This is a genomic window from Pseudomonas sp. PDM18, from assembly GCF_014852585.1.
Taxonomy (GTDB): domain Bacteria; phylum Pseudomonadota; class Gammaproteobacteria; order Pseudomonadales; family Pseudomonadaceae; genus Pseudomonas.
On record NZ_JACVBX010000001.1, the window covers coordinates 591855 to 617961 of the forward strand.

Sequence of the window (26107 nt, forward strand, 5' to 3'; positions counted from 1 at the left end):
GCATCACGGTCCGAGGTCCCCGATGCCCGTCTACAAAGCCCCGCTGCGCGACACCCGCTTCCTGCTCAACGAAGTCTTCGATTTCCCCAGCCACTACCAGAATCTGGTCAACGGTGGCGAAGCCACGCCGGACATGGTCGACGCCATCCTTGGCGAATGCGCCAAGCTCTGCGAGGAAGTGATCGCCCCGCTCTACCACAGCGGCGACGAGGAAGGCTGTCATCTGGAGAATGGCGAAGTGCGCACGCCCGCAGGCTTCAAGGAAGCCTACGACGCCTACGTCGCCGGGGGCTGGCAAGGCCTTTCGCACCCGGTGGAGTACGGCGGCCAGGGCCTGCCGATGAGCCTGGGCGCGCTCAAGCAGGAGATGCTGGGCACCGCCAACTGGCCGTTCTCGATGTATCCGGGCCTGTCGCTGGGCGCGATGAACACCGTGATGCAGCACGGTACCGAGGAACAGAAACACACCTACCTCACCCCGCTCACCGAAGGCCGCTGGGGCGGCACCATGTGCCTGACCGAGCCACAGTGCGGCACCGACCTGGGCCAGGTGAAGACCCGCGCGGAAACCAATGCCGACGGCAGCTATGCGATCACCGGCACCAAGATCTTCATCTCCTCCGGCGAGCACGACCTCACCGAGAACATCGTGCACATCGTCCTCGCGCGCCTGCCCGATGCGCCCAAGGGCACGCGCGGCATCTCGCTGTTCATCGTGCCGAAATTCCTGCCGGGCGACGGCGCCAGCCTGGGCCCGCACAACGGCGTGACCTGCGGCGCGCTAGAAAAGAAGATGGGCATCAAGGCCTCGGCCACCTGCGTGATGAACTTCGACGGCGCCACCGGCTACCTGATCGGCGAGCCGAACAAGGGCCTGGAGTGCATGTTCACCTTCATGAACAGCGCACGCATCGGCACCGCCATCCAGGGCGTCGCCACCGCAGAACTGGCCTACCAGGGCGCGCTCGCCTATGCCCGTGAGCGTCGTTCGATGCGTGCTCTCTCCGGCACCAAGGAGCCGGGCGAGATCGCCGACAGCCTGATGCACCACGGCGACGTGCGCCGCATGCTGCTGACCCAGAAAGCCGTGGCCGAGGGCGGCCGCGCGCTGATCTACCTGGCCACCCAGTACGCCGACAAGATGATCCAGGGCCTGCTGACCAACGACAACGCCGAGTACGACCGCTGGGACGACAAGCTCGGCTTCCTCACCCCGATCCTCAAGGGCTGCCTGACCGAGCTGGGCCTGGAAAGCGCCAACCTCGGCATGCAGGTATTCGGCGGCCACGGCTACATCAAGGAACACGGCATGGAGCAGATCGTCCGCGATGCGCGGATCGCCACGCTCTACGAGGGCACCACCGGCATCCAGGCGCTGGACCTGCTCGGCCGCAAGGTGCTGCTGATGACACAGGGCAAGGCCGTGCGCGACTTCACCCGGCAGGTGGCGAAGTTCGCCGTCGAACTGCTCAAGCAGGAGCCGGCCATGCGCGGTCGCGCGCTGACGCTGCTCAAGCTCTGCGCGCAGTGGAACCTGCTGACGATGCGCATCGCCCTCACTGCCCGCAAGCAGCGCGACCTGGTGAGCACCGCCAGCCACGACTACCTGATGTTCTCCGGCTACGCCGCGCTGGCGTACTCCTGGGCGCTGCAGGAGTCCGCCGCGCGCAGGCGCCTGCGCCAGGGCGGCAGCGAGTCGAGCGACTTCTACAAGGCCAAGATCGCCACTAGCGACTTTTACTTCGCCCGCCTGTTGCCGCGCGCCAAGGGCCATGCGGCGGCGATGGCTAAGCCGGTGCGGTCGATCATGGGGCTGAAGACGGAGCATTTCGCCTTCGATTGACGCATGCGCTTTTTGTAGGAGCGAGCTTGCTCGCGAACAATCTCACCGGACACGCAGGCGTTATGCGGTTCGCGAGCAATAACGATGGCGTCCCCCCTCGCTCCTACAGGATTGCTCCGGCGGCGCAGGATATCGAGAACCTAGGATGTATAGGTCAGGCTAACGGCAAGGCGAGATCAGAGCGCCAACGCCACCAGCACGGCGCACTCGATCACTTCCAGCATCGCCCCGGCGGTATCGCCGGTGGTACCGCCCAGGCGGGCGATGAAGCGGCTGCGCAGCCAGACGAACACCACCAGCGCCACTACCAGCGCCAGCAGGCCGGTGAGGCCCACCAGCACCATCAGGGCGGCGTTGGCCGCCAGCATCCACGGCATTGCGCCGCGCGGCAGGTGATCGGCCAGCGCCTGGCCCAACCCGCCCTTGCGCGCATAGTCAGTGGTGAAGAACAGCAGCGGCAGCGCGCAGCGCCCCAGCCAGGGCGCCAGCAGCAACCCCCAGTGCTGGTGATTGCCAAGGATCGCGGTGATCGCCGCGAACTTCAGCAGCAGCAGCAGCACCAGCGCGACCACCGCCGCCGGGCCGCAGCGCGGGTCCTTCATGATCGCCAGGGTACGTTCGCGATCACCCAGGCCGCCGATCCAGGCGTCGGCCGAATCGGCCAGGCCGTCCAGGTGCAGGGCGCCAGTGAAAGCCACCCACACCAGCAGGATCAGCGCCGCCTGCAACAGCAGGTGCACGCCACTGAGCAACTCGCCCATGGCGAACAGCACGGCACCGATCAGCAGCCCCACCAGCGGGTAATACAAGGTGGCACGGCCAAACTGCTCCGGCGTCGGCATGTGTCCCAGGCGCACCGGCAGCCGGGTGAGGAACTGCACCGCCACCAGCGGCAGCAGCCAGTCGCTGAGGTGGGGGGCGTGCACCTCCGCCCCGCTCTGCTCAGCGGGCTCGGGTGCCTCTTGCTCGTGGTCCCGATGCGGGTCGTTCATCAGTTGCTTGCCTTGTGGATGCGCCAGCCGGCGCCGTCGCGGGTCACGTCCAGCGCCATGCATTCGCCGTGGGCCACCACCACTTCCAGCAGGCGCCTGGCCGGCAGGCCGATGGCCAGCGCGCCGAGCAGGCGCATCACACCGCCGTGGGTGACGACCAACACGGACGAGCCGGCGTGGGCTTGGTAGAGGCGCTCCAGCGCCGCGAAGACGCGGGCTTCGAAGTCGCCCATGGCCTCGCCACCGGGCGGCGGGAAGGCGTATGGATCGTTCCAGAACTGCTCCAGCGCCGCGGCATCGCTCTCCATCAGCTTAGCTGGCGAAAGGCCTTCCCACTGGCCGAAATCCAGCTCCTGTAGGCCCGGCTCGAAGCCCAGCGGCAAGCCATGGCGCGCCGCCAGCTCCTCGGCGAAAGCCGCGCAACGCTGCAAAGGCGAGCTGACCAGCGCCGCCCAGCGGCACTCATCGCCCAGCGCGCCGCGCATCTGCGCCCAGCCGGTTTCGGTGAGCGCGTCGTCCAGGCGGCCGCGAAAGCCGCCGCCAAGTTCGGTCTCGCCGTGGCGCAGCAGTTCCAGGCGCAGCGTCATGCCGGGCGATCCGACACCGCTGCTTCGGCGAAGGTCGCCATCCCCGAGTGCAAGCGGCAAGCCTGGCGCAGCAGCGGCACCGCCAACGCGGCGCCGCTGCCTTCCCCGAGGCGCAGGCCGAGGTCGAGCAGCGGCCGCGCATCGAGCGCAGCGAGCACGCGGTTATGCCCTGGCTCGGCGCCGGCGTGGGCGAACAGCAGCCAGTCGCGGCAGCCGGGGTTCAAGTGCGTCGCGCAGAGTGCGGCGGTGGTGCAGATGAAACCGTCCACCAGCACGGGAATACCTTTCTGCGCACAGGCGAGATAGGCGCCCACCAGCGCGGCGATCTCGAAACCGCCAAGCCGGCACAGGGCCTCGAAGGGCTCGTCGCAATGGGCGCGGTGCAGCGCCAGCGCGCGGTCGATCACCTCGACCTTGCGTGCGACGCCCTGCAAGTCCAGCCCGGTACCGGGACCGACCAGCGCCTGCGCCGGCTCGTCCAGCAGGGCGCAGGCCAGAGCCGCCGCCGAGCTGGTATTGCCGATGCCCATTTCGCCACCGATGAACAACTCCGCGCCGCCCTGCTGCGCGCGGCGCACGGATTCGCGGCCGGCTTCCAGAGCGATCAGGCATTGGGCCGCGGTCATCGCCGGCTCTTTGGTGAAGTTCGCAGTGCCCGCGCCGACCATCACATGCAGCACACCCGGCAGCGGTTCCAGTGGCGTGGCGGTTCCCAGGTCGATCACCTCCAGGCGCGCGTCGAGATCGCGTGCCAGCACACTGATCGCCGCACCGCCGCGAACGAAGTTACGCAGCATCTCGACGGTCACCGCCTGCGGGTAAGCCGACACGCCTTCGGCGACCACACCGTGGTCACCGGCGAACAGGGCGATCCAGATGTGTTCCAGAGTTGGCCGCTCGCGGCCCTGCAGGCCTGCCAGGCGGACGGTTTCCTCTTCCAGCCGGCCCAGCGCGCCGCGCGGTTTGGTCAGCTGGTCCTGGCGCGCGGCGGCCTTGTCCTGCGCCACGCGGTCGATCGGCTGGGTGCCTTGCAGCCACCATTGCAGACTCATAACGCTTCCCCCTTCAACACCATGGGCAGGCCGGCGACGGTGAACACCACGCGCTCGCTGACCTCGGCCAGGGACTGGTGCAGCCAGCCGGCCTCGTCGACATATCGGCGGCTGAGCTCGCCCATCGGCACCACGCCCAGCCCGGTTTCGTTGCTGACCAGAATGATTCGTCCGGGCAGTTGCGGTAGCGTTTCCAGCAGCGCGTCGATCTCGCTGCGCAGTCGCCAGCCGTCTTCATGGAGCAGCAGGTTGGTGACCCACAGGGTTAGGCAGTCCACCAGCACGCACTGCTGCGGCGCCGCCAGGCGCTCGAGTGCGTCGGCCAGGGCCAGCGGCTCTTCCACCAGCCCCCAGTGTTCAGGGCGGCGCTCGCGGTGCTGGAGGATGCGCGTGGACATCTCGCCGTCGCCGGCCTGGGCCGTGGCGACGTAGGTGACCGGCAGGCCGCTTTGCAGCGCCAGGCGCTCGGCCAGGCGGCTCTTGCCCGAACGGGCGCCGCCGAGGATCAGTTCAAGCATGGGTTCTCCATTTGTAGGAGCGAGCGTGCTCGCGAACGCTCTCGCCGGACGCCGGCGTTATGCGGTTCGCGAGCAAGGACTGGGGCGTCCCCCTCGGTCCTACGAAAAGCTGCCGTAGGGCGCATAACGCCCCAAGCGTTATCCGCCGGAACATTGGCAAGCAGAAACGGCGGGCAACTGCGAACGGTTATCCGCCCTACAGTCCGCACAGCCGCCTCAGTTTTTCCGTATCCAGATGCGCCTCGACCTGATCGGCCAGGCGCTCGATGTCGCGTTCGCGCAGGGCGTGGTAATCGATGCTCTGCACCTCGCGCAGCCCGGCCCAGCGCAGCAGCGCCGAACTGGATGCACTGGACTCGAACAGCCCGTGCAGATAAGTCCCCATCACCTGTCCGTCGGCGCTCAGCGCACCGTCGCCGCGGCCATCGCTCAGGTGCACGGCCGGCTGCGCTAGCGCCGGGCCTTCGGTGACGCCGGCATGAATTTCGTAACCACTCACCGGGGCGTCTTCCAGCGCCAGCTGGCCGCTGACGTTGCGCAGCTGTTTTTCCGGTTCGAGGACGGTGCGGAAATCCAGCAGGCCGAAGCCGTCACTCTCCCCCGCCGAACCTTCCAGTCCGTGCGGGTCGGCCAGGCTACGGCCGAGCATCTGCAAGCCGCCGCAGATGCCCAGCAGCTTGCCGCCGTAGCGCAGGTGGCGACGGATCGCCTCCTCCCAGCCTTGGGCGCGGAGGAAAGCCAGGTCCGGCCGCACGCTCTTGGAGCCGGGCAGGATGATCAGGTCTGCCGCCGGGATCGGCTGGCCGGGACCGACGAAGGTCAGCTCCACCTGCGGGTGTAAACGCAGCGGGTCGAAGTCGGTGTGGTTGCTGATGCGCGGCAGCACCGGCACCACCACGCGCAGACGCTCGCCGGTCTTGGCGGCCTGGCGGGTGTCGATGGCGTCCTCGGCTTCCAGGTGGAAGTCCATCAGGTACGGCAGCACGCCGAGCACCGGCACGCCGGTACGCTCTTCCAGCCAGTCGAGGCCGTTCTGCAGCAACGCGATGTCACCGCGGAAACGGTTGATGACGAAGCCCTTCACCCGTGCCCGTTCGCTCTCGGAAAGAAGCTCCAGGGTGCCGACCAGATGGGCGAACACGCCGCCACGATCGATGTCGGCAATCAGAATCACCGGGCAGTCCACCGCCTCGGCGAAGCCCATGTTGGCGATGTCGTTGGCGCGCAGGTTGATCTCCGCCGGCGAGCCCGCGCCCTCCACCATCACCACCGGGTATTGCGCACTGAGGCGCTGGTGGGATTCGAGCACCGCCTGCATCGCCACGCGCTTGTAGTCGTGGTAGGCCACGGCGTTCATGCTGGTCACCGCGCGGCCATGGATGATCACCTGGGCGCCGGTGTCGCTGTTGGGCTTGAGCAGCACCGGGTTCATGTCAGTGTGCGGTGCTAGATGGCAGGCCTGCGCCTGAACCGCCTGGGCGCGGCCGATCTCGCCGCCGTCGGCGGTCACTGCGCTGTTGAGCGCCATGTTCTGCGGTTTGAACGGCACCACGGCCACGCCCTGTCGGCGCAGCCAGCGGCACAGTGCGGTCACCAGCGTGCTCTTGCCGGCATCGGATGTCGTGCCCTGCACCATCAGTGTGCTCACCGCAGGCTCTCCATCTGGTTGAAGGTGCGCAGGCCATGCTCCAGGCGTTCCCAGCCTTTCTCGTCCGGCGGCAGACCGAAGCGCAGGCTGGCGGGCGTTTCGAACAGGCGCACGAAGATGCCCTGGCGCGCCAGATGATCGCGCAGCGCGTGGGCGCGCATGGAGACCACCCACTGGAACAGCGCCGTGCCGCCCTGCGGGGCGAACCCATGTTCGCCGAGCAGCCCGGCCAGATGCCGGCTCGCCTCATGCAGGTCGCGGCGGCGCTGGATCTGTTCCTGGAACTCGCCCAGCACGGCCTGCGCGATCCACCGCGTCGGGCCGCTCACCGCCCAGGGGCCGAGCAGTTTCGCCAGGCTATCCAGCAGGCGCGGTTCGGCGAAGGCGAAGCCCAGGCGCGCGCCAGCGAGGCCGAAGAACTTGCCGAAGGAGCGCAGCACGATCAAACCCGGACGGCTTGCGCAGCTGGGCGCCAGGCTGTGCTCGGGCGTGCAGTCCATGAAGGCTTCGTCCACTACCAGCCAGCCGCCGCGTTCCTGCAGGCGCGCATGCCATTCCAGCAGCACGCCGGCCTCGATGCGCCGGCCGGTGGGGTTGTTCGGGTTGACCACCACCAGCACGTCGAAGCGCTCCAGGTGATGGGGGACTTCCTGGTCGCTGACCTCGCGCAGGATGTGTCCGGCGGCGCGCCAGGACTCGGCATGCTCGGCATAACAGGGCGAGATCACACCGACCTTGCCGGGACGACGCAGTCGCGGCAACAACTGGATCGCCGCCTGGCTGCCGGGCAGCGGCAGCAGCTTTTCGGCGCCGTAGTAGCGGCGCGCGGCGGCTTCCAGGCCGTCGCCGTCCTCGGGCAGGCGCATCCATGATGCCGCCGGCACGCTGGGCACGGCCCATGGCCAGGGCGAGATGCCAGTGGACAGGTCGAGCCACTCGGAGAGCGGAATTCCGTACTGCTGCGCCGCTTTGCGCAAACGGCCGCCGTGTTCGAGCATCAGAGCACTCCCAGAATGAAAATGACCACCAGCCACAGCAGCACACCCTGGCGCACCAGGGTCAGCGCGCGCCAGATGTCCGTGGCGGTCGGCGCCGGGCCTTCGCCCAGCTGCGGGCGTTCGTGAAGTTCGCCGTGGTAGCGGGCGCAGCCGCCGAGCGACACGCCCAACGCCCCCGCCCCGGCCGCCATCACCGGGCCGGCGTTGGGGCTGTCCCACTGCGGCGCCTGTGTACGCCAGCAGCGCAGGGCGAGCCGGGTGTGGCCAAGCAGCGCGTAGGTGAAGGCCACCAGGCGTGCCGGGATGTAGTTGAGCACATCGTCGATTTTCGCCGCGGCCCAGCCGAAGCGTTCGAAGCGCGCGTTGCGGTAGCCCCACATGGCGTCGAGGGTGTTGCTCAGGCGATAGAGCATCACGCCCGGCGCGCCGGCCACGGCGAACCAGAACAGCGCGGCGTAGACCGCGTCGCTGCCGTTTTCCAGTACCGACTCGGTGGCGGCGCGGGCCACGGCGGTGTCGTCCAGCTGGGCGGTTTCGCGGCTGACCATGTAGCCCACGCGCAAGCGCGCTTCGCTCAGGTCACCGGCGCGCAGGGCCAGTGCCACCGGCTCGGCATGCTCACCCAGGCTGCGCAGGCCCAGCGCGGCGTACAAAGCGAGCGCCTGCACGACCCAGCCGACATAGGGCAGCAGGCTGAGCAGCAGCGCGATCAGGGTCAGCGGGATGACAGCGATGATCCAGGCAGTGACGCCGTGGCTGCGCCAGCCGAGGCCGAGGGTGTCCTTGCCAGCGTCGGCGCGGGAGCGATTGAAACGCCGCTCCAGCCGATCCGCCAGACGCCCGAAGGCCACCAGCGGGTGCCAGCGTTTCGGTTCGCCGAACAGGGCATCCAGCACCACGCCGAGGACGCTCAGCAGAGCCAGGCTCATGGCTGTTCTCCCCAGCGATTCTCGAACAGCAGCTCGCTGAGCGCGCGCGGTTGGCGCCAGCCTTCCAGGGCCAGCATCGGCGCCGGGTAGAACTCGCTGACCGGGCCGAGGCAGATCACCGCCACGGCCTCGGCTCCCGCCGGCAGGCCGAGCAGTTCGCCCAGCGCGGCGGGGTCGAACAGCGATACCCAGCCCATGCCCAGGCCTTCGGCGCGCGACGCCAGCCAGAGGTTCTGGATGGCGCAGGACAGCGAGGCCAGGTCCATGTGCGGCAACGTGCGACGACCGAATACATGTGCCTCGCGGCCCTCCATCAGCGCGGCCACCAGTACTTCGGCGCAGTCGAGCACGCCCTCGACCTTCAGCCGCATGAACTCGTCGGAACGCTCGCCCAGTGCCTCGGCGGTGCGCACGCGCTCCGCCTCCACCAGCCCATGGATCGACTGGCGCAGCTCCCGCGAGGTGACGCGGATGAATCGCCAAGGCTGCATCAGCCCGACGCTGGGCGCCTGGTGCGCCGCTTCGAGCAGGCGCGCGAGCAGTTCCGGCGCCACCTCACCGCCGCTGAAATGACGCATGTCGCGACGCTCGGCAATGGCGCGATAGAGCGCGGCGCGCTCCTCAAGGCTGTAGGCGTGCTCGGTCATGGTCTCAGCAGGGCTGCTGCAGCGTCCGGGTCGGACGGCAGGTAGAAGTGGATGTAGGAGGCGGTGAGCCGGCCGCGGCGAAACACCGCTTCGGCCACCGGCTTGTCGTTGGGGCAGACGCCTCGGGCCAGCGGCTCCTCGCTGCTGTCCAGCAGCGAGTGGTGGAAGGTGTGCCCGCGCAGAGTGCCTTCGGGCAACGTCACCGCCTGCAACGCCAGCGCGGCGAGGCGCTTCTGCATGCGCGCCTTGCCCGGCAATAGGCCGAGTAATTCGGCGCGCTCGCCGGCCACGTCGGTCAGCGCATCGAGCAGATAGAGCATGCCGCCGCACTCGGCGAGGATCGGCTTGCCCATTTCGTGGTGCGCGTGGATGGCCTGGGCCATGGCGCGGTTGCCAGCCAGCGCCTGCAGGTGCAGTTCGGGGTAGCCACCGGGCAGATAGAGGCTGTCCACGTCCGGCAATGCGTCATCACGCAGCGGCGAGAAGAACACCAGTTCGGCGCCCAGTTCACGCAGCAGGTCGAGGTTGGCCTGGTAGAGGAAGGCAAAGGCGTTGTCCCGTGCCACGCCGATCCGCACGCCATCGAGGCGGGAAGACTCACGGCGCAACTCAGACGCGGCGAAGCTCACCGGCAGCGGCAGCTCGGTACTGGCGCTGGCCGCCAGGGCATCGGCGGCGGCGTCCAGGCGGGCGTCGAGATCGGCCAGCTCATCGGCCTGCACCAGGCCGAGGTGTCGGCTGGGCAGCTCCACTTCGGTATCGCGCGGCAGCGCGCCATACCAGCGAATCCACTCCGGCAGGCTGTCGCGCACCAGGTCGCGGTGACGCTGGCTGCCGATACGGTTGGCGAGCACGCCGGAGAACGGCAGGTCGCTCTGGTAGGTCGCCATGCCAACGGCCATGGCGCCGAAGGTCTGCGCCATGGACTGGCCGTTGATCACCGCCATCACCGGCACATTGAAGCGCCGCGCCAGGTCGGCCGCAGACGGCGAGCCGTCGAACAGGCCCATCACGCCTTCGATGAGGATCAGGTCGGCCTCGCCGGCCGCTTCCCATAGCAGCCGACGGCTCTCTTCCTCGCCGACCATCCACAAGTCCAGTTGGTAGACCGGCGCGTCACTGGCGCGGGCGAGGATCATCGGGTCGAGGAAATCCGGGCCGCACTTGAACACCCGCACCTTGCGCCCAAGGCGCGTGTGCAGGCGCGCCAGGGCGGCGGTCACGGTGGTCTTGCCCTGGCCAGAAGCGGGAGCGGCGATCAGCAGTGCGGGGCATTGGCGCGAGGTCATTGAGTGCGCTCCGCCACAACGAAATGCATCAGAACTCCACCCCTTTCTGCGCCTTGATGCCGGCCTTGAAGGCGTGTTTCACCAGGCCCATCTCGGTCACGGTGTCGGCGGCCTCGAGCATCGCCGGCTGCGCGCCACGGCCAGTGGCGACCACATGCTGCATCGACGGACGCGCGGCGATATCGGACAGCACGGTGTCCAGTTCCAGGTAGCCGTGTTTGAGGGCGATGTTCACCTCGTCCAGTACCACCAGGCCGACTTCGGGGTCGGCCAGCAGCTGGCGCGCCACGTCCCAGGCGAGCTGCGCCTTGGCGATGTCACGCTGGCGGTCCTGGGTTTCCCAGGTGAAGCCCTCGCCCATCACGTGAAAGCTGACTTCCTCGGGGAAGCGGCGGAAGAACGCCTCTTCGCCCGTGGTTGCGGCGCCCTTGATGAACTGCACTACGCCTACCTTCATGCCATGGCCAAGCGCGCGGGCGACCATGCCGAAAGCCGAGCTGCTCTTGCCCTTGCCGTTGCCGCTGTTGACCAGGAACACGCCGCGCTCCCCCTGGGCCTGGGCGATCTTCTCGTCGATCACTGCCTTCTTGCGCTGCATGCGCGAGCGATGGCGCTCGTCCTTTTCCGGGGATTCAGTCATGGAAAGTTGCTCCTGAAAGCGAATGCGCAGGCGTCAGGCTGCCGCCCGGGTGGCAGCGCACGAGGAATGGAATGGGCAGGGACGAACCGCAGCGACGCACAAGCGCCATGCGGCAGAGGCCGCCCAGCGCAAAGGCTGTCGACCTGGGGAATAGGGATTGCACCTGAAGGATTCTCCGCCGCTCTCACCCGCGCGGCACTGACCAGTCGGGGCAGGCGGAGGACGGCAACGCGCGGCGCGCAGCGCCGACGTCGGCAGCGCCTCCCGCGATGCCATGCGATGCAGCAGGCCGGTCTCCGGGCTTGCGAGTGACGCCGTGAGGCTGTCGATGAACCGCGCCTTCCCATGCCGATGGCACAGTGGCGGATTGCGGTTCGAAGCTCGCTTACCGTTGCGGGGGCAGCGCCGGAATGGTCGATTGCGCATCGATTTCACCGGCTTCCCTGTTTCACTCGCGGCTTGCGCCGAAAGCACCTGAAGCAGGCGCGCAGCTTAGTGGCTGGCGGGTTGGGGCGTCAATTGAACAGGATGTCGCCGGGCTTGTCCCAGCACCAGGCAGGCGCTCTACAATGCGACACACCTGTCCAATCATGGCACTGTGTAACTCCGCTAGAATGCGAACCATGACGATGACCGCCCAGCCCGGCCAGCTTCAGCTCGACACCTCCGCCAGCCCGCCGCTGATGCACGTCAGCGGCGACTGGACGCTCGCGCATTTCTCCGCACTGGAAGCCCAGGTAGCCGCCCAACGCCATGCCGAATCCCCCGCCGAGCTGGATTTTGCCGGCCTCGGCGCGCTGGACACCGCCGGCGCCGCGCTGCTCGCCGAGATCATCGGCGGCGCGCGCATGAGTCAGCTGGAACAAATCGCCCGCAACCTCCCCGCCGAACGCCAGGCCTTGCTGCGCGCCGTCGGCAGCGCCATCACCCAGTGCCGCCTGGATGAAAAAGCGCCGGAGCCGGGCAACGCCCTGGTCGATGTGCTGGAGCGCATCGGCATCGCCACCCTGACCTTCCGCGAACACCTGGTCGGCGTGCTCGGCTTCATCGGCCTGACCCTGCAGACGCTACTGCGTAACCTGTTGCGCCCGCGGCGCTGGCGGCTCACCTCGCTGGCCGCGCATATGGAGGAAACCGGGCTGGACGCCGTGCCCATCGTCGCCCTGCTGACCTTCATGGTCGGTGCGGTAGTGGCCTTTCTCGGCGCCACGGTGCTGCAGAAATTCGGCGCGCAGATATACACCGTCGATCTGGTGGGCTTCTCCTTCCTGCGCGAATTCGGCGTGCTGCTCACCGCGATCCTGCTTGCCGGCCGCACCGCCAGCGCCTTCACCGCGCAGATCGGCTCGATGAAGGCCAACCAGGAAATCGACGCCATCCAGGCCTTGGGCCTCGACCCAGTGGAACTGCTGGTGTTGCCACGCGTCCTGGCCCTGCTGCTGACCCTGCCGATGCTGACCTTCCTGGCGATGATCTCCGGCATCTTCGGCGGCGGCGTGGTCTGCGCCCTCGCCCTTGATATCTCGCCACGCATGTTCCTCTACATGCTGCAGAACGACATCGCCGTGCAGCACTTCCTGGTCGGCATCGTCAAAGCCCCGATATTCGCTTTCATCATCGCCGTGATCGGCTGCCTGGAGGGCTTCCGCGTCAGCGGCAGCGCGCAGTCAGTGGGCGAGCACACGACCTCAAGCGTGGTCCAGTCGATCTTCGTGGTGATTCTGCTGGATGCGGTCTTCGCGCTGTTCTTCATGGAGATGGGCTGGTGAGCGAACCGATCATCGTCGTCCGCGACCTCGCCAACCGTTTCGGTACCCACGCCGTGCACGAGCACCTGGACCTCGACGTGATGAAGGGCGAGATCCTCGGCGTGGTCGGCGGCTCGGGCACCGGCAAGTCGGTGCTACTGCGCAGCATCATCGGCCTGCGCCAACCCAGCGAAGGCAGCGTGCATGTGTTCGGGCAGAACCTGCCGGCGCTGCCTCCCCTTGAGCGCTCGAAGCTGGAAAGGCGCTTCGGCGTGCTGTTCCAGAACGGCGCGCTGTTCTCCTCGCTGACCGTGAGCGAGAACATCTGCCTGCCGCTGATCGAGCACGCCGGGCTGTCCCGCGCCGATGCGCAGTTCATGGCCAAGGTAAAGATTTCCCTCGCCGGCCTGCCGCCGGATTCCGGCAGCAAATACCCGGCCGAGCTCTCCGGCGGCATGGTCAAGCGTGCCGCCCTGGCCCGCGCCCTGGCGCTGGACCCGGACATCCTGTTTCTCGACGAGCCCACCGCCGGCCTCGACCCCATCGGAGCGGCGGCTTTCGACCAACTCATCCTGACCCTGCGCGACGCCTTCGGCCTCACGGTATTTCTGGTCACCCACGACCTGGACACCCTCTACACCATCTGCGACCGCGTCGCCGTGCTGTCGCAGAAACGCGTGCTGGTGGTGGGGCCACTGGACCAGGTCGCCCGTACCGACGACGCCTGGGTACAGGAATACTTCCACGGTCCGCGCGGCCGTGCTGCGCTGCAGGCCACCGAACACCTGCGGGAGGAAAGCTGAATGGAAACCCGTGCCCATCACGTGCTGATCGGCCTGTTCACCCTGGTCGTGTCGATCGGCGCGCTGCTCTTCGCCCTGTGGCTGGCGCAGTCGAGCAACGACCAGAAGTACAAGGTCTACGACGTGATCTTCAACGAGGCGGTGACCGGCCTGTCCGAGGGCGGCACCGTGCAGTACAGCGGCATCCGCGTGGGTGACGTGGTATCCCTGCGCCTGGACCCGAACGACCCGCGCAAGGTCCGCGCGCGCATCCGCGTCTACGACAGCACGCCGATCCGCGAGGACACGCGCGCCAAGCTGGCCCTCACCGGCGTCACCGGCCAGGCCATCATCCAGCTATCCAGTGCCGCCCAGGACAGCCCGCCGCTGGCCAGCAAGGACGGCGAAGTGCCGGTGATCAAGACCATCCCCTCGCCGTTCGCAAAGTTGCTGGCCAACGGCGAGGACATCGCGACCAACATCAACAACCTGATCAACAACGTGAACCGAATGTTCTCCCAGGAGAACGTCGACCGCATCAGCCGCACCCTGGACCACATCGACCAGGCAACCGGCGTGGTCGCCGAACAGCGCGACGACATCCGCCAAACCTTCAAGGAACTGGCTGCCGCCAGCGAGCAGGCGCGCATCACCCTGGCCAACGCCAGCCAGCTGCTCGAACGGGCCAACCAGACCCTGGGCGGCAAGGGTCAAGACATCCTTGATGACACCCAGAAAACTCTCGCTTCCCTGCGCACCAGCAGCGAGCGCGTGGAGCAGTTGCTGAACAGCAACTACGACTCGGTGAATGGCGGCCTCAATGGCCTGGGCGAGATTGGTCCGGCGGTCCGCGAACTGCGCTCCACCCTGGAAGACCTGCGCGGCGTCACCCGCCGCCTGCAGGAAAACCCCACCGGCTACCTGCTCGGCCGCGAGCGCAACAAGGAGTTCCAGCCATGATCGCCCCTCCCCGCCTGCTCGGCGCTGCTGCCCTGATCGGCCTGCTGGGCGCCTGCTCGATCCTCCCGGAAGCGGAAAGCCCGGACTTCTACCTGCTGCCGGCAACCCTTCAACCCGTGCGCAGCAACGCGGCGGTGAACTGGTCCCTGCGCGTCAGCGCGCCCACCGCCAGTCTGGCGCTGGATAGCAACCGCATTGCCGTAGTCCCGCAGGGCAACCAACTGAGCAGCTACCAGGGCGCGCGCTGGAGCAACCGCGCACCGGGCCTGCTGCGTGATCGCCTGCTCGACGCCTTCACCGCGAGTGGCAGTATCCCGGCCCTGAGCAGCGACGAGACCAGCCTGCAGGCCGATTTCGACTTGACGGGAGAGCTGCGCGCCTTCCAGAGCGAATACCAGAACGGCAAGCCGGTGATCCACATCCGCTATGACGCCCGCCTGGTGCGCACGCTTGGCCAGCGCATCATTGCCTCGCGCAGCTTCGAGGTCAGCCAGCCGGTAGATGGCAAACAGGTGCCCGAAGTGGTCAGCGCCTTCGGCAAGGCGGCCGATCAGCTTTCGGCGCAGGTAGTGGAGTGGACGTTGCAGCAGGGGCAGTTGCAGAAGCTCAACAGCACAACGGCGAACTGATCGAGGGTTAACCCCAGGACAACAGCAACCAGCGCACCAATGGCTCGCCAGCGACAGATACTGGGTCACTGGTGCACGTATTCGCTACAGCAAGAGGCCGGCAACTGCCGGCCTCTTGCACTCAGGATGAAATACCCGCTCGTTCTCGCAACGCCTCATAGAGCCTGGCTGGCCCCAGTAGCAAATGCAGCAACTCACGCTGCAATTGCTCTGAATTGAGTGCCTGAAGACTGAGATTGTTTTGTGCGGACTGACTGTCAATCAAGGCGTCAATCAGTGTCGGTAAAAGGTCCGGCGAGTTCGCGAACTGCTCCTTGGCATTGTTCGCCGCCTGCTGCGTCAACACATCCGACTCCAGCAATTTGGCCCGCTGGCTGTTCAGCCAGGAAAGCTTGTCGCCGTCGGTGGTATCGGCGCCGAACAGCTCGTTGACCTTCTCGATGATCTCTTCCAGGTACTTCTTCTGCTTCTCCTGCACCTGGCCACTCCCGGTGGCGCCCATTGGCGGCAGCTTGGGATATTCCCCTGCTACCAAAGGCAAATCCCGATTGCCCTTGTCCCTAAGCTTGTAGCGCACCAACTCCAAGCGCGAGAGATCGACACCCTCGCGCTCACGGCCGAACTCGATCAGCGGCAGCAAGTGCTTGAAGAACAGATAGCGCTTTTCGATATCCGTGTTGCCGTAATTGAAAATCTGCGAGAGGAAGGTGTACAGCCGCTGGAACGACCCCATATCGCGCTTGAACAGAATCAGCGCATCCATCTCGTCTTTTGCCGCCTGCAGTGCCGCAGCATCACCCTGCGCTTCGGCTATACGGTAGTCCGTCTGCGCATCGCGATAGCGCACCAGCAGGCGATTGGCCACCGGCGTCAGAGCCGCCGTCAAATCGCTCTGGCGTGCAGTTGGGTCGAGCAGCACCGCTGCCATACGATCCACCTCGAACTGATCGTAGTGCCCGGCGCTATCGAGCTTGCCGCGCAAGTCGAAGACCAGATACGGATCGCTGACCGACTCCAGCTCCGCCGTGCTGTAGTAGGTCTGGAAGGCCTTGAGAATCTCCTCGGGCTCGTTGACGAAATCCAGCACATACGTCGTGTTCTTGCGCGGGTAAGCCCGGTTCAGGCGCGACAGTGTCTGCACCGCCTGAATGCCACCCAGCTTCTTGTCCACATACATGCCGCACAGCAAAGGCTGATCGAAGCCAGTCTGGAACTTGTTGGCCACCAGCAGCACCTGATACTCGCTCCCGGCAAACGCCTCGCGAATATCCCGTCCACGCAGGCCAGGATTGAGCACTTGGCCAGTCTCGGTGAACGGTTCAGGCCCGGAGTCCTCATCGTTCACCTCACCGGAGAACGCCACCAGCGTGCCGATGGGATAGTTCTGCCGCTTGACGTACTTCTCGATCGCCAGCTTCCAGCGCACCGCTTCCTGCCGGCTGCCAACCACCACCATCGCCTTGGCCTGGCCCTCCAGCAACGGCTGGACATTCTCCCGGTAGTGCTCGATCACCACCTGCACCTTCTGCGCAATGTTGTAAGGGTGCAGCCTCACCCAGCGCATGATGCCTTTGAGCGCCTCGCTGTTATCCACTTCCTCGCTGTCCAGCTCTTCGCCGTTGTGCGCCAGCTTGAAGGCCAACTTGTAGCTGGTGTAATTGCGCAGCACATCCAGAATGAAACCTTCCTCGATGGCCTGGCGCATCGAATACACATGGAACGGCTCCGGCTTGTTCAGATCCGAGGCATCCTGCGCCGGATCGGGCCGACGGCCGAACAACTCCAGCGTCTTGGCCTTGGGCGTCGCCGTGAAGGCGACATAGGTGATACCGCCCGCCCCGGCGCGCGCGCTCATGTTCGCAGCAAGCATGTCCTCAGCGGCGATCTCGCCGCCGTCCACCAGCTCCTTCATCTCCTCAACCGACAGCAACTGCTTGAGCGTGGCGGCCGAGTCACCGGTTTGCGACGAGTGCGCCTCATCGGCGATCACCGCAAAGCGCTTGCCCTCGGTGGCGGCCAACTCCTGCACTGCTTTCAGCGCAAAGGGGAAGGTCTGAATGGTGCACACCACGATCTTCTTGCCGCCCGCCAGCGCCTGAGCCAGTTCGCCGCTCTTGCTCGCCGACTCGCCGGTAATGCTCGCCACCACACCCGTGGTGCGCTCGAAGGCGAAGATCGCCTCCTGCAACTGGGCATCCAGCACCGTGCGGTCCGACACTACCAGTACCGAGTGGAACAGCTTCTGCTGCTGCGCATCGTGCAAGTCCGCGAGGAAATGCGCAGTCCAGGCAATCGAATTGGTCTTGCCCGAGCCCGCCGAATGCTGGATCAGGAACTTGCCGCCCGGCCCTTCGGCCAACACCTGCGCCACCAGCTTGCGGGTGGCGTCGAGCTGGTGAAAGCGCGGGAAGATGATCGACTTGAGCTGCTGCTTCTTGTCCTTCTGCCCCACCAGGTAGCGCGCCAGAATCTCCAGCCAACTATCGCGCTGCCACACCTGTTTCCACAGATAGTCCGTGGCATGCCCGGCCGGGTTGGGCGGGTTGCCGGCACCGCCATCGTTACCCAGGTTGAACGGCAGGAAGCGCGTAGCCGCGCCTTCCAGGCGGGTAGTCATGCGCACTTCGGCATTGCTCACGGCAAAATGCACCAGCGCGCCGGACGGGAAGCTCAGCAGCGGTTCTATGCGGCCCTTGGGCTTGGGCTCGCGGTCGAACTTGTACTGGTCCTCCGCGTCCTGCACCGACTGGGTGAAATCGGTCTTCAGCTCACAGGTCGCCACCGCAATGCCGTTGAGGAACAGCACCAGATCGATGGAATTCTCGCAGGCCAGCGAATAGCGCACCTGGCGCACCACCCGCAGGCGATTGGCCTGGTACTTCGCCATCAAATCCGGGTTCATCGCCAGCGCCGGCTTGAACTGCGCCATTGGCAGCGGCTGGCGCAGCCCCAGCAACTCGATGCCGTGGCGCAGCACATCCAGCGTACCGCGCTCATCCAGCGACTTGCGCAAACGGTCCAGCAGCGTGGCCTCCGCCGCTGCACCATGATTCTTGCTCAGTGCGGCCCAGGCTTGCGGCTGGGTGGCTTGCACCCAGGCCAATACATCCGCCGGGAACAATGCACGGGCGCGGTCGTACTGCTGCGCATCGCCTGCGGCGTACAGCCAATCGTGGGCTGCCAGGTGCTCGCAGATTTCGCTCTCGAACGACACTTCCTTATGCAGGCTCATTGCGGCCTCTCTCCCAATTCATACCGGCGCCGCCGGTCATATCGCCCCACTCTACTGCAGGCAAGCTGCCTGGGGCGCTTCAGTTTTCCTGGTAACTACGCTCGATCAGGTGCCGCGCCCGCTCCAGGTCCGCAGACGTGCGCAGGCTGAGTTCCACATCGCCCGTGCCCCAGTGGCCGATGCTGCGAACATCGCGGCTGAAGTCTTCTACCAGTGCGATCGAGTCCGGATTCAGCTTGAGAAACACCAATAGCCGCTTGTTCTGCACCACCACGCTGGCGAAGTTCTTCAGGCGGCGGAATGCCACATAAAGCCTCAGCGGCTTTTCCTGTACGTCGTCACCCAGCGAGTTCAGGTAGCTGGTGACCTGCTCGAACAGCGCCACGATCTCCGGCTGGGCCGACTGCAATTGCTCCTGCCAGGTTTTGTCCTTGCTGCTCTTGCTCAACTCCGCCACAACTACCGGCTCCGCCACGGCCGTGGGCGCGCTGACAGCATTCACCAGCTCCAGCAGCAACAGGTCCTCGCCAAACAGCTTGTAACGGATCAGCTCCACATTGCGCTGGATCAGCTGTACCGCGTGCTGGTCGTAACGGGTGAAGTCGGCGGCGATGCACAGCAGCCGCGTGCCGCCCCACTCGATCTGCTCCGCCGCGGCCTTGCCCAGCTTCTCCATCACCAGCCAGCGGAACTCCGCCTGGTGGTCCAGCAGCCAGTCCAGGTAGAACAGGCCCTGATTGATCACATTCTCATTGCTGTGGCGTTTGTACTCGACGATCACCGGGCAGCCGTTTTCATCCAGCCCCAGCGAATCGATACGGCCCTTGTGGGTCTTGCCGGTGGTGTACTCGGTGGCAAGAAAGCGCACGCCGAGCAAGGTTTCCATCTGGTTTTCGATCAGCGCTTGCAGCTGCTTTTCCACGGCGGCGGCGCGGCTGGGGAGTTCACTGGCGGTGCCGTTGCTGATGCGGAAGAGCTGGAGATCACTCATGCGGCTTCATCCTTGACTAGGCCACGGACGTCGATTTGGCCGGTGACGGCGGCGGTGATTAGTGCGGAGCGGTGTTCCTTCAACAAGGCAATGGCACGTTCGGCTTCGCCCGCGAGCGAGATCAGCTTTTCCATTTCCGCCTCCACCATGGCAACCAGCTCCACTTGCTCAGTCTTCGGAGGAATTGCAATCGTGAACCCTTTGAGACTGGACTGCGGAAGGTTATTGGCCAAGCCTTCTGCACCACTGATAGCTTGCTCTATCTGGAGCCGCATGTAGCGAGCACTAAAGACAATGGCAAAGAATCGAGAGTCCACGTCGCAACTCAAATGAAGCCGAAAAATCTTGTCCGACAACATCAACCGAGAGGGTGGCTCCGACACGTAAGCCACCGAGCCGACGAGCGCTGGAGATCCACTCGCCCGAGACATCAACAGGTCACCGTCACGCACCTCTATGTTGGCATCAGGCTCCAGTGTGTCAGGCAAGGCTTTGTTTTCACTCGAACGGAATATCCCACCATTGACGCAGCCAGCCTTCAGTACTCCCCACTCACCCTGTTCGGCCGCTCTACTGAAACACTCAGGACTCCAGCCTTGCTCTATACGTTCAACAACACGGCGCACAGCGCAAACAGTCCAATGCGCCGGTATTTCCCCCAACCATGCCACGTTAGAACTCTTCATCGGAGCATTGGGATTGAGGCCGCGAGTGACGGCATGGGAAATCGTGGCCTGACGCTTTTCGGCCAGCAGAGCGATAAGCTTTTCCTGCTCGCCAATCAGCACATCAATCTTGGCAGTTTCACGATCAAGGAAGGCAGCGATGGCGGTTTGTTCCTCAAAAGGCGGTAGAGGAACAACTGTGTCAGATAGGTACGAATGCTCAATACTTTCAACTGTGGCGCCCTGCTTTGCCCAAGCAAGTAGGAGGCTATCATTAAGTCCTTGAACCCAGCGAAGAAAGAAACCGGAATTACAAGTCGATGACTTGAACTCCAACGCCTTCATATCTTGATTTAAAGAAACAGGAACAGCATTGATCGCGACAGGAATCGTGTGCTTCAAAATTCCCGATCGAACGACCAGAAGAACCTTATTTGGAGCGACCAGAGTGGTCGAACTGTTTGCAAGACCAGCATCTGTTATCCGTTCCTCAGAATCATGAATCAGCTCGGACTTCATGTCCTTGGGCGAAACCCAGGGGATTTCTCCACCCCAAAACATCCGCTCTTCTCGATTCGGTGTGCCTCCACCGGTAAACCGAGTGAAATGTTTGAGTTTTGGCAATGTCCAGTGTGCTGGTATGCAACCAATCCACTCCACCCCACTATCCTTGTACCCCGAATACCTCGGCAAACTCATTCCGCCAACTCCCCCAGCATCTTCATGATTTTCGCCGTTACCGCTTTCAGCTCTTCATCAATGTCATGCAGGCTGCGTGGCGGTTCGAATACATAGAAGTGGCGGTTAAAGGGAATTTCATAACCGACCTTGGTCTTGTCGTGGTCAATCCAGGCATCCGCCGCGTGGGGCAGTACTTCGCGCTTGAAGTACGCCTCCACATCCTCACCCAGCGGCACGTTTTCGGTATCGCGCAGGCTGGAGTCGGGTTGCGGTTTGCCTTTCTGTTTGCCCTTCTGGCCGATCACGATCTCGCCATTTTCGTCGCGCTGTGGGCGCTCCACGGTGATGGTGCGGTAGCCGAAGCTTTCATTGCGCAGTAGCAGGGACAGTGGAGCGATTTTTACCTTGCCGCCGGCTGGCGCGCTGGGTTCGGCGTCACCGTTGCGCAGGATGTGGCGCGCCACTTCCTTACCCTCGGCGTCCAGCACGGTGGCCAACCGCGCTTCGGCGCATTCGCCGAACAGGCGGGTGATGTCGTCGATGGCGCTGTCGGGCATTTCCTTGCGCTTGGAACCGAGGCTCTTGCGCATTTTCTGCCAGAAGCTGGAGGCGTCGATCAGTTGCACCAGGCCCTTGCGCGCCGCCGGTTTGCGGTTGGTGAGTATCCACACGTAGGTGCTGATGCCGGTGTTGTAGAACATGTCGGTGGGCAGGCCGATGATGGCTTCCACCAGGTCGTTCTCCAGCACATAGCGGCGGATTTCGCTTTCGCCGCTGCCGGCACCGCCGGTGAACAGCGGCGAGCCATTGAGCACGATGCCGAAGCGGCTGCCGCCTTCGCTGGCCGGGCGCATCTTGGCGATAAGGTGCATCAGGAACAGCAGCGAGCCATCGGACACCCGCGGCAGGCCGGGGCCGAAGCGACCGTTGAAGCCTTGCTGCTCATGCTCCTGGCGCACCACCTTTTCCACCTTCTTCCACTCCACGCCAAACGGCGGGTTGGAGAGCATGTAGTCGAAGTGTTTGCCGGCGTGGCCGTCGTCGCTCAGGGTATTGCCGACTTTGATATTGCCGACATCCTGCCCCTTGATCAGCATGTCAGCCTTGCAGATGGCGTAGGACTCGTCATTGAGCTCCTGGCCATGCAGGGTCAGGCGCGCCTTGGGGTTGTGCTCGACGAGAAACTCTTCGGCGATGGACAGCATGCCGCCGGTGCCGGCCGTAGGGTCGTAAAGTTCACGCACCACACTGCGTCCTGCTTCCAGCACGTCGCTGTCTTCGATGAACAGCAGGTTGACCATCAGCCGTATGACTTCGCGCGGGGTGAAGTGCTCCCCTGCCGTTTCATTGGAGATTTCCGCGAACTTACGGATCAGCTCTTCGAACACCAGGCCCATCTGCGCGTTGTCGACCTTTTCCGGGTGCAGATCGATTTGAGCGAAGCGTTCGGCCACCTGGTAGAGCAGCCCGGCCTTGTGCAGGCGGTCGATCTGAGTGTGGAACTCGAAACGCTCGAAGATATCCCGCGCCGCCAGGGAAAAGCCCTGGATATAGCTGAGGAGGTTCGCCTTGATATTGTCCGGGTCGCCCATCAGCTTCTTCAGGTCCATCTCGGAGATGTTGTAGAAGCTTTGCCCGGCCTTGCGCAGCAAGAAGGGTTCCGGGTTGGTCACCACCTTCATCTTTTCTGCCTGCTCGGCCAGTACGGCGGCCTTGGTCTTCTCCAGCACGCAGTCCAGGCGGCGCAGCACAGTGAACGGCAGGATGACCTTGCCGTATTCCGACTGTTTGTAGTCACCGCGTAGCAGGTCGGCAACCGACCAGATGAAGGCGGAAAGGGCTTGTTGGTTCATGGGGGGCGAGTCCTTGGGGCACGGCTTCCGGGTGGCCAGGCGGCCGGGGGAATCTGAAAAAGCCGGGATTATGCCGCGCATGGCCGAGGGATGCGATGCGCGTAGGTAATCGCCGCGTCCTGCGCCCACCTCCCTTCATTAATGTCAGACGCGGCCGATAGCGCTTCTGCGCGAGCACCTGTTCTTGCCGCGCCACCACGCAGCCCCTATGCTGCGCCCGTCACGGCTATATCCGTGATCGGGTTTGACAGCCCGAAGCGTCGGCGCGATTGCGCCGTATAGGTGCATGCGAAAAGCAGCGAATGCTTTTTGCAGGCCCTGTTTCGACCAGAGTTTTTGGTTGAAGACGTTATGGCAGATCGCGCGGGGAGACCTCCTCGTGGGGTCTGCCGGTTCCGATGCCCGGTCTGTCAACCCCGCGTGGTCTGCCTCCCTTCGATTGACAGCGAAGCCGGCAGTCTCCTTTCCTGCATTGGAGTTCCGCTTATGTCTTCAGACAACAACACCCACGACCCCGAATCAGAGCTGCACCAGGGCCTGCGCGACACCCTGTCCAGTAGCGACAATCCCGTCACCTTTAAACTGCCGCCGGACTGGCCGGAAGAATCCGACCAGGCCATGGCCTACGGCACAGTGGTCGCAAGGCAATGGCTGTTCGCACCGGGTGGAGAATCGCTCTGGACGTGCTTCGCCCGAGGGCGCACGGTGCAGAGCGATATGCTGGATCGCATGGCCTTTGAAATCGGCTTCCTGACGCATCTTCAACAGCAGATCGACCGCCTGCCGCAGTAAGCGCACGGCGGCCTGGGGAGCCCAGGCCGCCACTTTTCAGAAGGTGGGGCGGATAACGCCAGGGGTGTTATTCGCGCGGCATCGGGTCATCAAATGGCGGGGCGTGTCAGCGACACTGGTAAGGACTCTCGCCCTCCAGTTCCTGCTCCGATTCCACGTCCTTGATGGTGACGATGGCCTTCGGGTAGACCGAGCACAGCGAGTTGCGCACGGTGTAGATGCCACTGCCGTGGGCGAGGAACTTGCCCTTGCTCAGCTCCTTGCCTGACTCATCGTGAGCGGTGACCTCGTAGTTGCCGGTCATGGTGATGCAGCCGGCGAGCGCCAGCAGCGAGAAAATGGGAACGAGGACTTTCATTGATTCTCCTTTGACGCGAGGCGCCCCTCCAGCCATGGCATAGGGGTGCGCTACTGTCGATCCTTGACGTGTTCGCGAGACGGGAAGTTGCCAGCCGACCTGGCCCGGCGGATGCGAATACGACCTGAGCCGGTCGTCGCAGTTCAGCCAGCGCTCCCCGCAAAAGCGCTGGTTGACGGAGTTTCAGATGAGAGGTTGTCTCAGCGCTTGCCCATGGAGCGACGCGAGCCGCGCGGGTGTGGCGGACGGTACTCAGCCTTGTCGTGCTTCTTGCGGTGCTGGTAGGCGCCATTAGCCTGCTGCTGCGCAGCAAGGGCGGCCTTGGCCAGCTCGGCCAGGGAGAGAGTGGGTTGTTCCTGCGCGTTGTCGGCGCTGTCGTCGCGGGGCGGCTGCTGAGAGGACGTCATGGGTAGACCGGTTCTGAAAGGTATGAAACGGCGCACATGATAGCCGAACTCGCCCCGCTCCGGCTGCCCGTCCGCGCGAGCGGCTCAGGCAGAGCCTTCAGCGCGCTGGCAAAGCCATCAGCTCGGCGGGAACAGCGTGTCCGGGCGGGTCACGTATTCGGTCGCTTCGGCCTCGGTCATCACCCAGATCTGGCTGATCCGGCTGTCCAAACCCATCTTGATGCCGACGAACTTGCCGGCGATCTTCGGCAGCATGCCGTAGACCATGAAGCGGTTGCTCTCATCACGGATGCGGATGGTGACCGACAGCGGATAACTGATGGTCTTCTTGTACAAACCAATGGTGATCACCTGGCGCAGCAAGCTCGGCTTCGGCCGCTTGAGGGTGATCACCGGATACACCGCGCTGTCGACGAACCCCACCAACATTCCCGAAGGCAGCTCCCGGGCAGCCAGCGCCGGGTTGCTCAGTCCCGCCATCAGGGCGAGTGCGCCGAGCAGCTGAAGCGTCCAGCGTTGCAGCGAAGCGCGTGAAAGTACTGCTGAAGTCATCGGATTTCCCCGCCCTGGTTTTCCAGTTTTCATTATCTGCCCGGTTAGTTGCCCGGATCTTGAGCGTGGAGCGTAGCGGTTCGCCACGCCGCTGTCCGCACATTGATTCACAGCCTCTGGAGATTCCCACGGCGAGATGGCGAATCATTGCGCGACATTCCCGTGCAGGTCGGCGTCACGCGGTCGCCAGCCACATTGCAGCCACCCCTCGCGGGCTCTATCGTGACGCATCCCGCCGTCACTCCGAGAACCAGCCATGAGCTCTCTTCGCGAAGCCCTCGCCCGATTTTCCCGACTCGACCTGGCCGGCGGCCCGACGCCGCTGGACAAGTTGGAGCGACTGTCCACACACCTGGGCCGCGAACTCCATGTGAAACGCGACGACACGACACCCTTCGCCCTGGGCGGCAACAAAGTGCGCAAGTTGGAATTCCTCGCCGCGGATGCCCTGAAGGCCGGCGCCGATACGCTAGTGACCGCCGGCGCGATCCAGTCCAACCATGTCCGCCAGACCGCCGCCGTCGCGGCAAAACTCGGCCTGCGCTGCGTGGCGTTGCTGGAAAACCCCATCGGCACCGATGACCGCAACTACCTGAGCAACGGCAACCGCCTCCTGCTGGACCTGTTCGGCACCGAGGTCGAACTCGTGTCCAACCTCGATACCGCAGACGAGTTGCTGGCCCAGACCGGCGAACGCCTGCGCCGCGTGGGCCGCAAGCCCTACATCGTGCCCATTGGCGGCTCGAACGCGCTGGGCGCCTTGGGCTACGTGCGTGCCGGACTGGAACTGGCGCAGCAGATTCACGGCAGCGGCCAGGAGTTCTCGGCCGTGGTGCTCGCCTCCGGCAGCGCCGGTACCCATGCAGGCCTGGCGATCGCCCTGGCCGATACCCTGCCGGAACTGGACGTGATCGGCGTGACCGTCTCGCGGACAGACGCGGCACAACGGCCGAAGGTCGAAGGGCTGGTTGAGCGCACGTTGGAGCTGCTCGGCCACGACGCGCGGCCCCTGCCGAAAGTGCAACTGTGGGACGAATATTTTTCCCCGCGCTATGGCGAACCCAATGCCGGCACGCTGGAGGCCGTGCGCCTGCTGGCAAGCCAGGAAGGCCTGCTGCTGGACCCGGTGTACACCGGCAAGGCCATGGCCGGATTGCTTGATGGCATCCGCCGTGATCGCTTCGCTAAACCCGGGCCTATCCTGTTCCTGCACACCGGCGGCTCACCGGCACTATTCGCCTATCATTCGGCGAAGTAACCTACATACCATTCAGAACTAGGTATGTAATTTTTTATTATTTTATTGCATAACGA

At 64.8% G+C, this 26107-nt stretch carries 24 protein-coding genes and 1 riboswitch; of the genes, 7 read left to right on the forward strand and 17 right to left on the reverse strand.

Annotated features, from left to right (window positions below; genetic code table 11):
• Window positions 1–22: 22 nt before the first annotated feature.
• Window positions 23–1843: an acyl-CoA dehydrogenase C-terminal domain-containing protein gene (locus IB274_RS02905; RefSeq protein WP_192430574.1), complete on the forward strand. Its 1821-nt coding sequence runs from the start codon at window positions 23–25 to the stop codon at window positions 1841–1843.
• 176 nt (window positions 1844–2019) lie between these two features.
• Here the strand turns inward: IB274_RS02905 and IB274_RS02910 are convergent, their stop codons facing one another.
• The 10 genes from IB274_RS02910 to cobO form a co-directional block, all read right to left on the reverse strand.
• Window positions 2020–2742, reverse strand: coding sequence for an adenosylcobinamide-GDP ribazoletransferase (locus IB274_RS02910; RefSeq protein ID WP_225614665.1), 723 nt, complete (start codon window positions 2740–2742; stop codon window positions 2020–2022).
• 92 nt (window positions 2743–2834) lie between these two features.
• Complete coding sequence (cobC, locus tag IB274_RS02915; protein ID WP_192430576.1) at window positions 2835–3422, reverse strand: alpha-ribazole phosphatase family protein; 588 nt, start codon at window positions 3420–3422, stop codon at window positions 2835–2837.
• A complete protein-coding gene (gene cobT / locus IB274_RS02920) occupies window positions 3419–4474 on the reverse strand; it encodes a nicotinate-nucleotide--dimethylbenzimidazole phosphoribosyltransferase (protein WP_192430577.1) in 1056 nt (351 codons plus the stop codon). The genes cobC and cobT overlap by 4 nt, the downstream gene beginning before the upstream one ends.
• On the reverse strand, window positions 4471–4992 hold the full coding sequence (gene cobU, locus IB274_RS02925) for a bifunctional adenosylcobinamide kinase/adenosylcobinamide-phosphate guanylyltransferase (protein ID WP_192430578.1): 522 nt from the start codon (window positions 4990–4992) through the stop codon (window positions 4471–4473). The genes cobT and cobU overlap by 4 nt, the downstream gene beginning before the upstream one ends.
• Window positions 4993–5188: 196 nt before the next feature.
• Window positions 5189–6628 (reverse strand): cobyric acid synthase, encoded by a 1440-nt coding sequence (locus IB274_RS02930; RefSeq protein WP_192430915.1) that lies wholly within the window; start codon window positions 6626–6628, stop codon window positions 5189–5191.
• Window positions 6629–6636: 8 nt separating this feature from the next.
• Entirely contained in the window at window positions 6637–7638 is a 1002-nt protein-coding gene (gene cobD / locus IB274_RS02935; RefSeq protein ID WP_192430579.1) for a threonine-phosphate decarboxylase CobD, read from the reverse strand.
• The gene (gene cbiB / locus IB274_RS02940; RefSeq protein WP_192430580.1) at window positions 7638–8567 is read right to left on the reverse strand and encodes an adenosylcobinamide-phosphate synthase CbiB; all 930 of its coding nucleotides are present in this window, start codon (window positions 8565–8567) and stop codon (window positions 7638–7640) included. The genes cobD and cbiB overlap by 1 nt, the downstream gene beginning before the upstream one ends.
• Window positions 8564–9214: a 5,6-dimethylbenzimidazole synthase gene (bluB, locus tag IB274_RS02945; protein WP_192430581.1), complete on the reverse strand. Its 651-nt coding sequence runs from the start codon at window positions 9212–9214 to the stop codon at window positions 8564–8566. The genes cbiB and bluB overlap by 4 nt, the downstream gene beginning before the upstream one ends.
• A complete protein-coding gene (locus IB274_RS02950) occupies window positions 9211–10503 on the reverse strand; it encodes a cobyrinate a,c-diamide synthase (RefSeq protein ID WP_192430582.1) in 1293 nt (430 codons plus the stop codon). Before IB274_RS02950 ends, bluB begins: the two co-directional genes overlap by 4 nt.
• Window positions 10504–10531: 28 nt before the next feature.
• Complete coding sequence (cobO, locus tag IB274_RS02955; RefSeq protein ID WP_192430583.1) at window positions 10532–11143, reverse strand: cob(I)yrinic acid a,c-diamide adenosyltransferase; 612 nt, start codon at window positions 11141–11143, stop codon at window positions 10532–10534.
• A gap of 269 nt (window positions 11144–11412) precedes the next feature.
• Window positions 11413–11636, reverse strand: a riboswitch (cobalamin riboswitch).
• A 130-nt stretch (window positions 11637–11766) separates the two neighbouring features.
• On the opposite strand from cobO, the gene IB274_RS02960 reads away from it, so the two are divergent.
• Genes IB274_RS02960 through IB274_RS02975 form a run of 4 tightly spaced genes read left to right on the forward strand, consistent with a single transcriptional unit; the run spans window position 11767 to window position 15262 of the window.
• Window positions 11767–12912 carry an ABC transporter permease gene (locus IB274_RS02960; RefSeq protein ID WP_192430584.1) on the forward strand — a complete coding sequence of 382 codons (1146 nt, stop codon included), beginning with the start codon at window positions 11767–11769 and terminating at the stop codon, window positions 12910–12912.
• Window positions 12909–13694: an ABC transporter ATP-binding protein gene (locus tag IB274_RS02965; protein WP_192430585.1), complete on the forward strand. Its 786-nt coding sequence runs from the start codon at window positions 12909–12911 to the stop codon at window positions 13692–13694. Before IB274_RS02960 ends, IB274_RS02965 begins: the two co-directional genes overlap by 4 nt.
• Window positions 13695–14633: an MlaD family protein gene (locus IB274_RS02970; protein WP_192430586.1), complete on the forward strand. Its 939-nt coding sequence runs from the start codon at window positions 13695–13697 to the stop codon at window positions 14631–14633.
• Window positions 14630–15262, forward strand: a complete 633-nt coding sequence (locus IB274_RS02975; RefSeq protein ID WP_192430587.1) for an ABC-type transport auxiliary lipoprotein family protein — start codon at window positions 14630–14632, stop codon at window positions 15260–15262. Before IB274_RS02970 ends, IB274_RS02975 begins: the two co-directional genes overlap by 4 nt.
• A gap of 121 nt (window positions 15263–15383) precedes the next feature.
• Here the strand turns inward: IB274_RS02975 and IB274_RS02980 are convergent, their stop codons facing one another.
• The 4 genes from IB274_RS02980 to IB274_RS02995 form a co-directional block, all read right to left on the reverse strand.
• On the reverse strand, window positions 15384–18494 hold the full coding sequence (locus IB274_RS02980) for a type I restriction endonuclease subunit R (protein WP_192430588.1): 3111 nt from the start codon (window positions 18492–18494) through the stop codon (window positions 15384–15386).
• 79 nt (window positions 18495–18573) lie between these two features.
• Window positions 18574–19485, reverse strand: coding sequence for a DUF5655 domain-containing protein (locus tag IB274_RS02985; protein ID WP_192430589.1), 912 nt, complete (start codon window positions 19483–19485; stop codon window positions 18574–18576).
• A complete protein-coding gene (locus IB274_RS02990; RefSeq protein ID WP_192430590.1) occupies window positions 19482–20849 on the reverse strand; it encodes a restriction endonuclease subunit S in 1368 nt (455 codons plus the stop codon). Before IB274_RS02990 ends, IB274_RS02985 begins: the two co-directional genes overlap by 4 nt.
• Window positions 20846–22684, reverse strand: a complete 1839-nt coding sequence (locus tag IB274_RS02995) for a type I restriction-modification system subunit M (RefSeq protein WP_192430591.1) — start codon at window positions 22682–22684, stop codon at window positions 20846–20848. The genes IB274_RS02990 and IB274_RS02995 overlap by 4 nt, the downstream gene beginning before the upstream one ends.
• Before the next feature lie 486 nt (window positions 22685–23170).
• On the opposite strand from IB274_RS02995, the gene IB274_RS03000 reads away from it, so the two are divergent.
• Complete coding sequence (locus IB274_RS03000; RefSeq protein ID WP_192430592.1) at window positions 23171–23476, forward strand: LasR-specific antiactivator QslA; 306 nt, start codon at window positions 23171–23173, stop codon at window positions 23474–23476.
• A 106-nt stretch (window positions 23477–23582) separates the two neighbouring features.
• Here the strand turns inward: IB274_RS03000 and IB274_RS03005 are convergent, their stop codons facing one another.
• The 3 genes from IB274_RS03005 to IB274_RS03015 form a co-directional block, all read right to left on the reverse strand.
• Window positions 23583–23834: a hypothetical protein gene (locus IB274_RS03005; RefSeq protein WP_192430593.1), complete on the reverse strand. Its 252-nt coding sequence runs from the start codon at window positions 23832–23834 to the stop codon at window positions 23583–23585.
• 200 nt (window positions 23835–24034) lie between these two features.
• A complete protein-coding gene (locus tag IB274_RS03010; RefSeq protein WP_192430594.1) occupies window positions 24035–24241 on the reverse strand; it encodes a hypothetical protein in 207 nt (68 codons plus the stop codon).
• A gap of 117 nt (window positions 24242–24358) precedes the next feature.
• On the reverse strand, window positions 24359–24793 hold the full coding sequence (locus IB274_RS03015; RefSeq protein ID WP_225614623.1) for a hypothetical protein: 435 nt from the start codon (window positions 24791–24793) through the stop codon (window positions 24359–24361).
• 256 nt (window positions 24794–25049) lie between these two features.
• Between IB274_RS03015 and IB274_RS03020 the strand changes: the two genes are divergently transcribed.
• Window positions 25050–26051 (forward strand): D-cysteine desulfhydrase, encoded by a 1002-nt coding sequence (locus IB274_RS03020; RefSeq protein WP_192430595.1) that lies wholly within the window; start codon window positions 25050–25052, stop codon window positions 26049–26051.
• The last annotated feature ends 56 nt before the right edge of the window (window positions 26052–26107 follow it).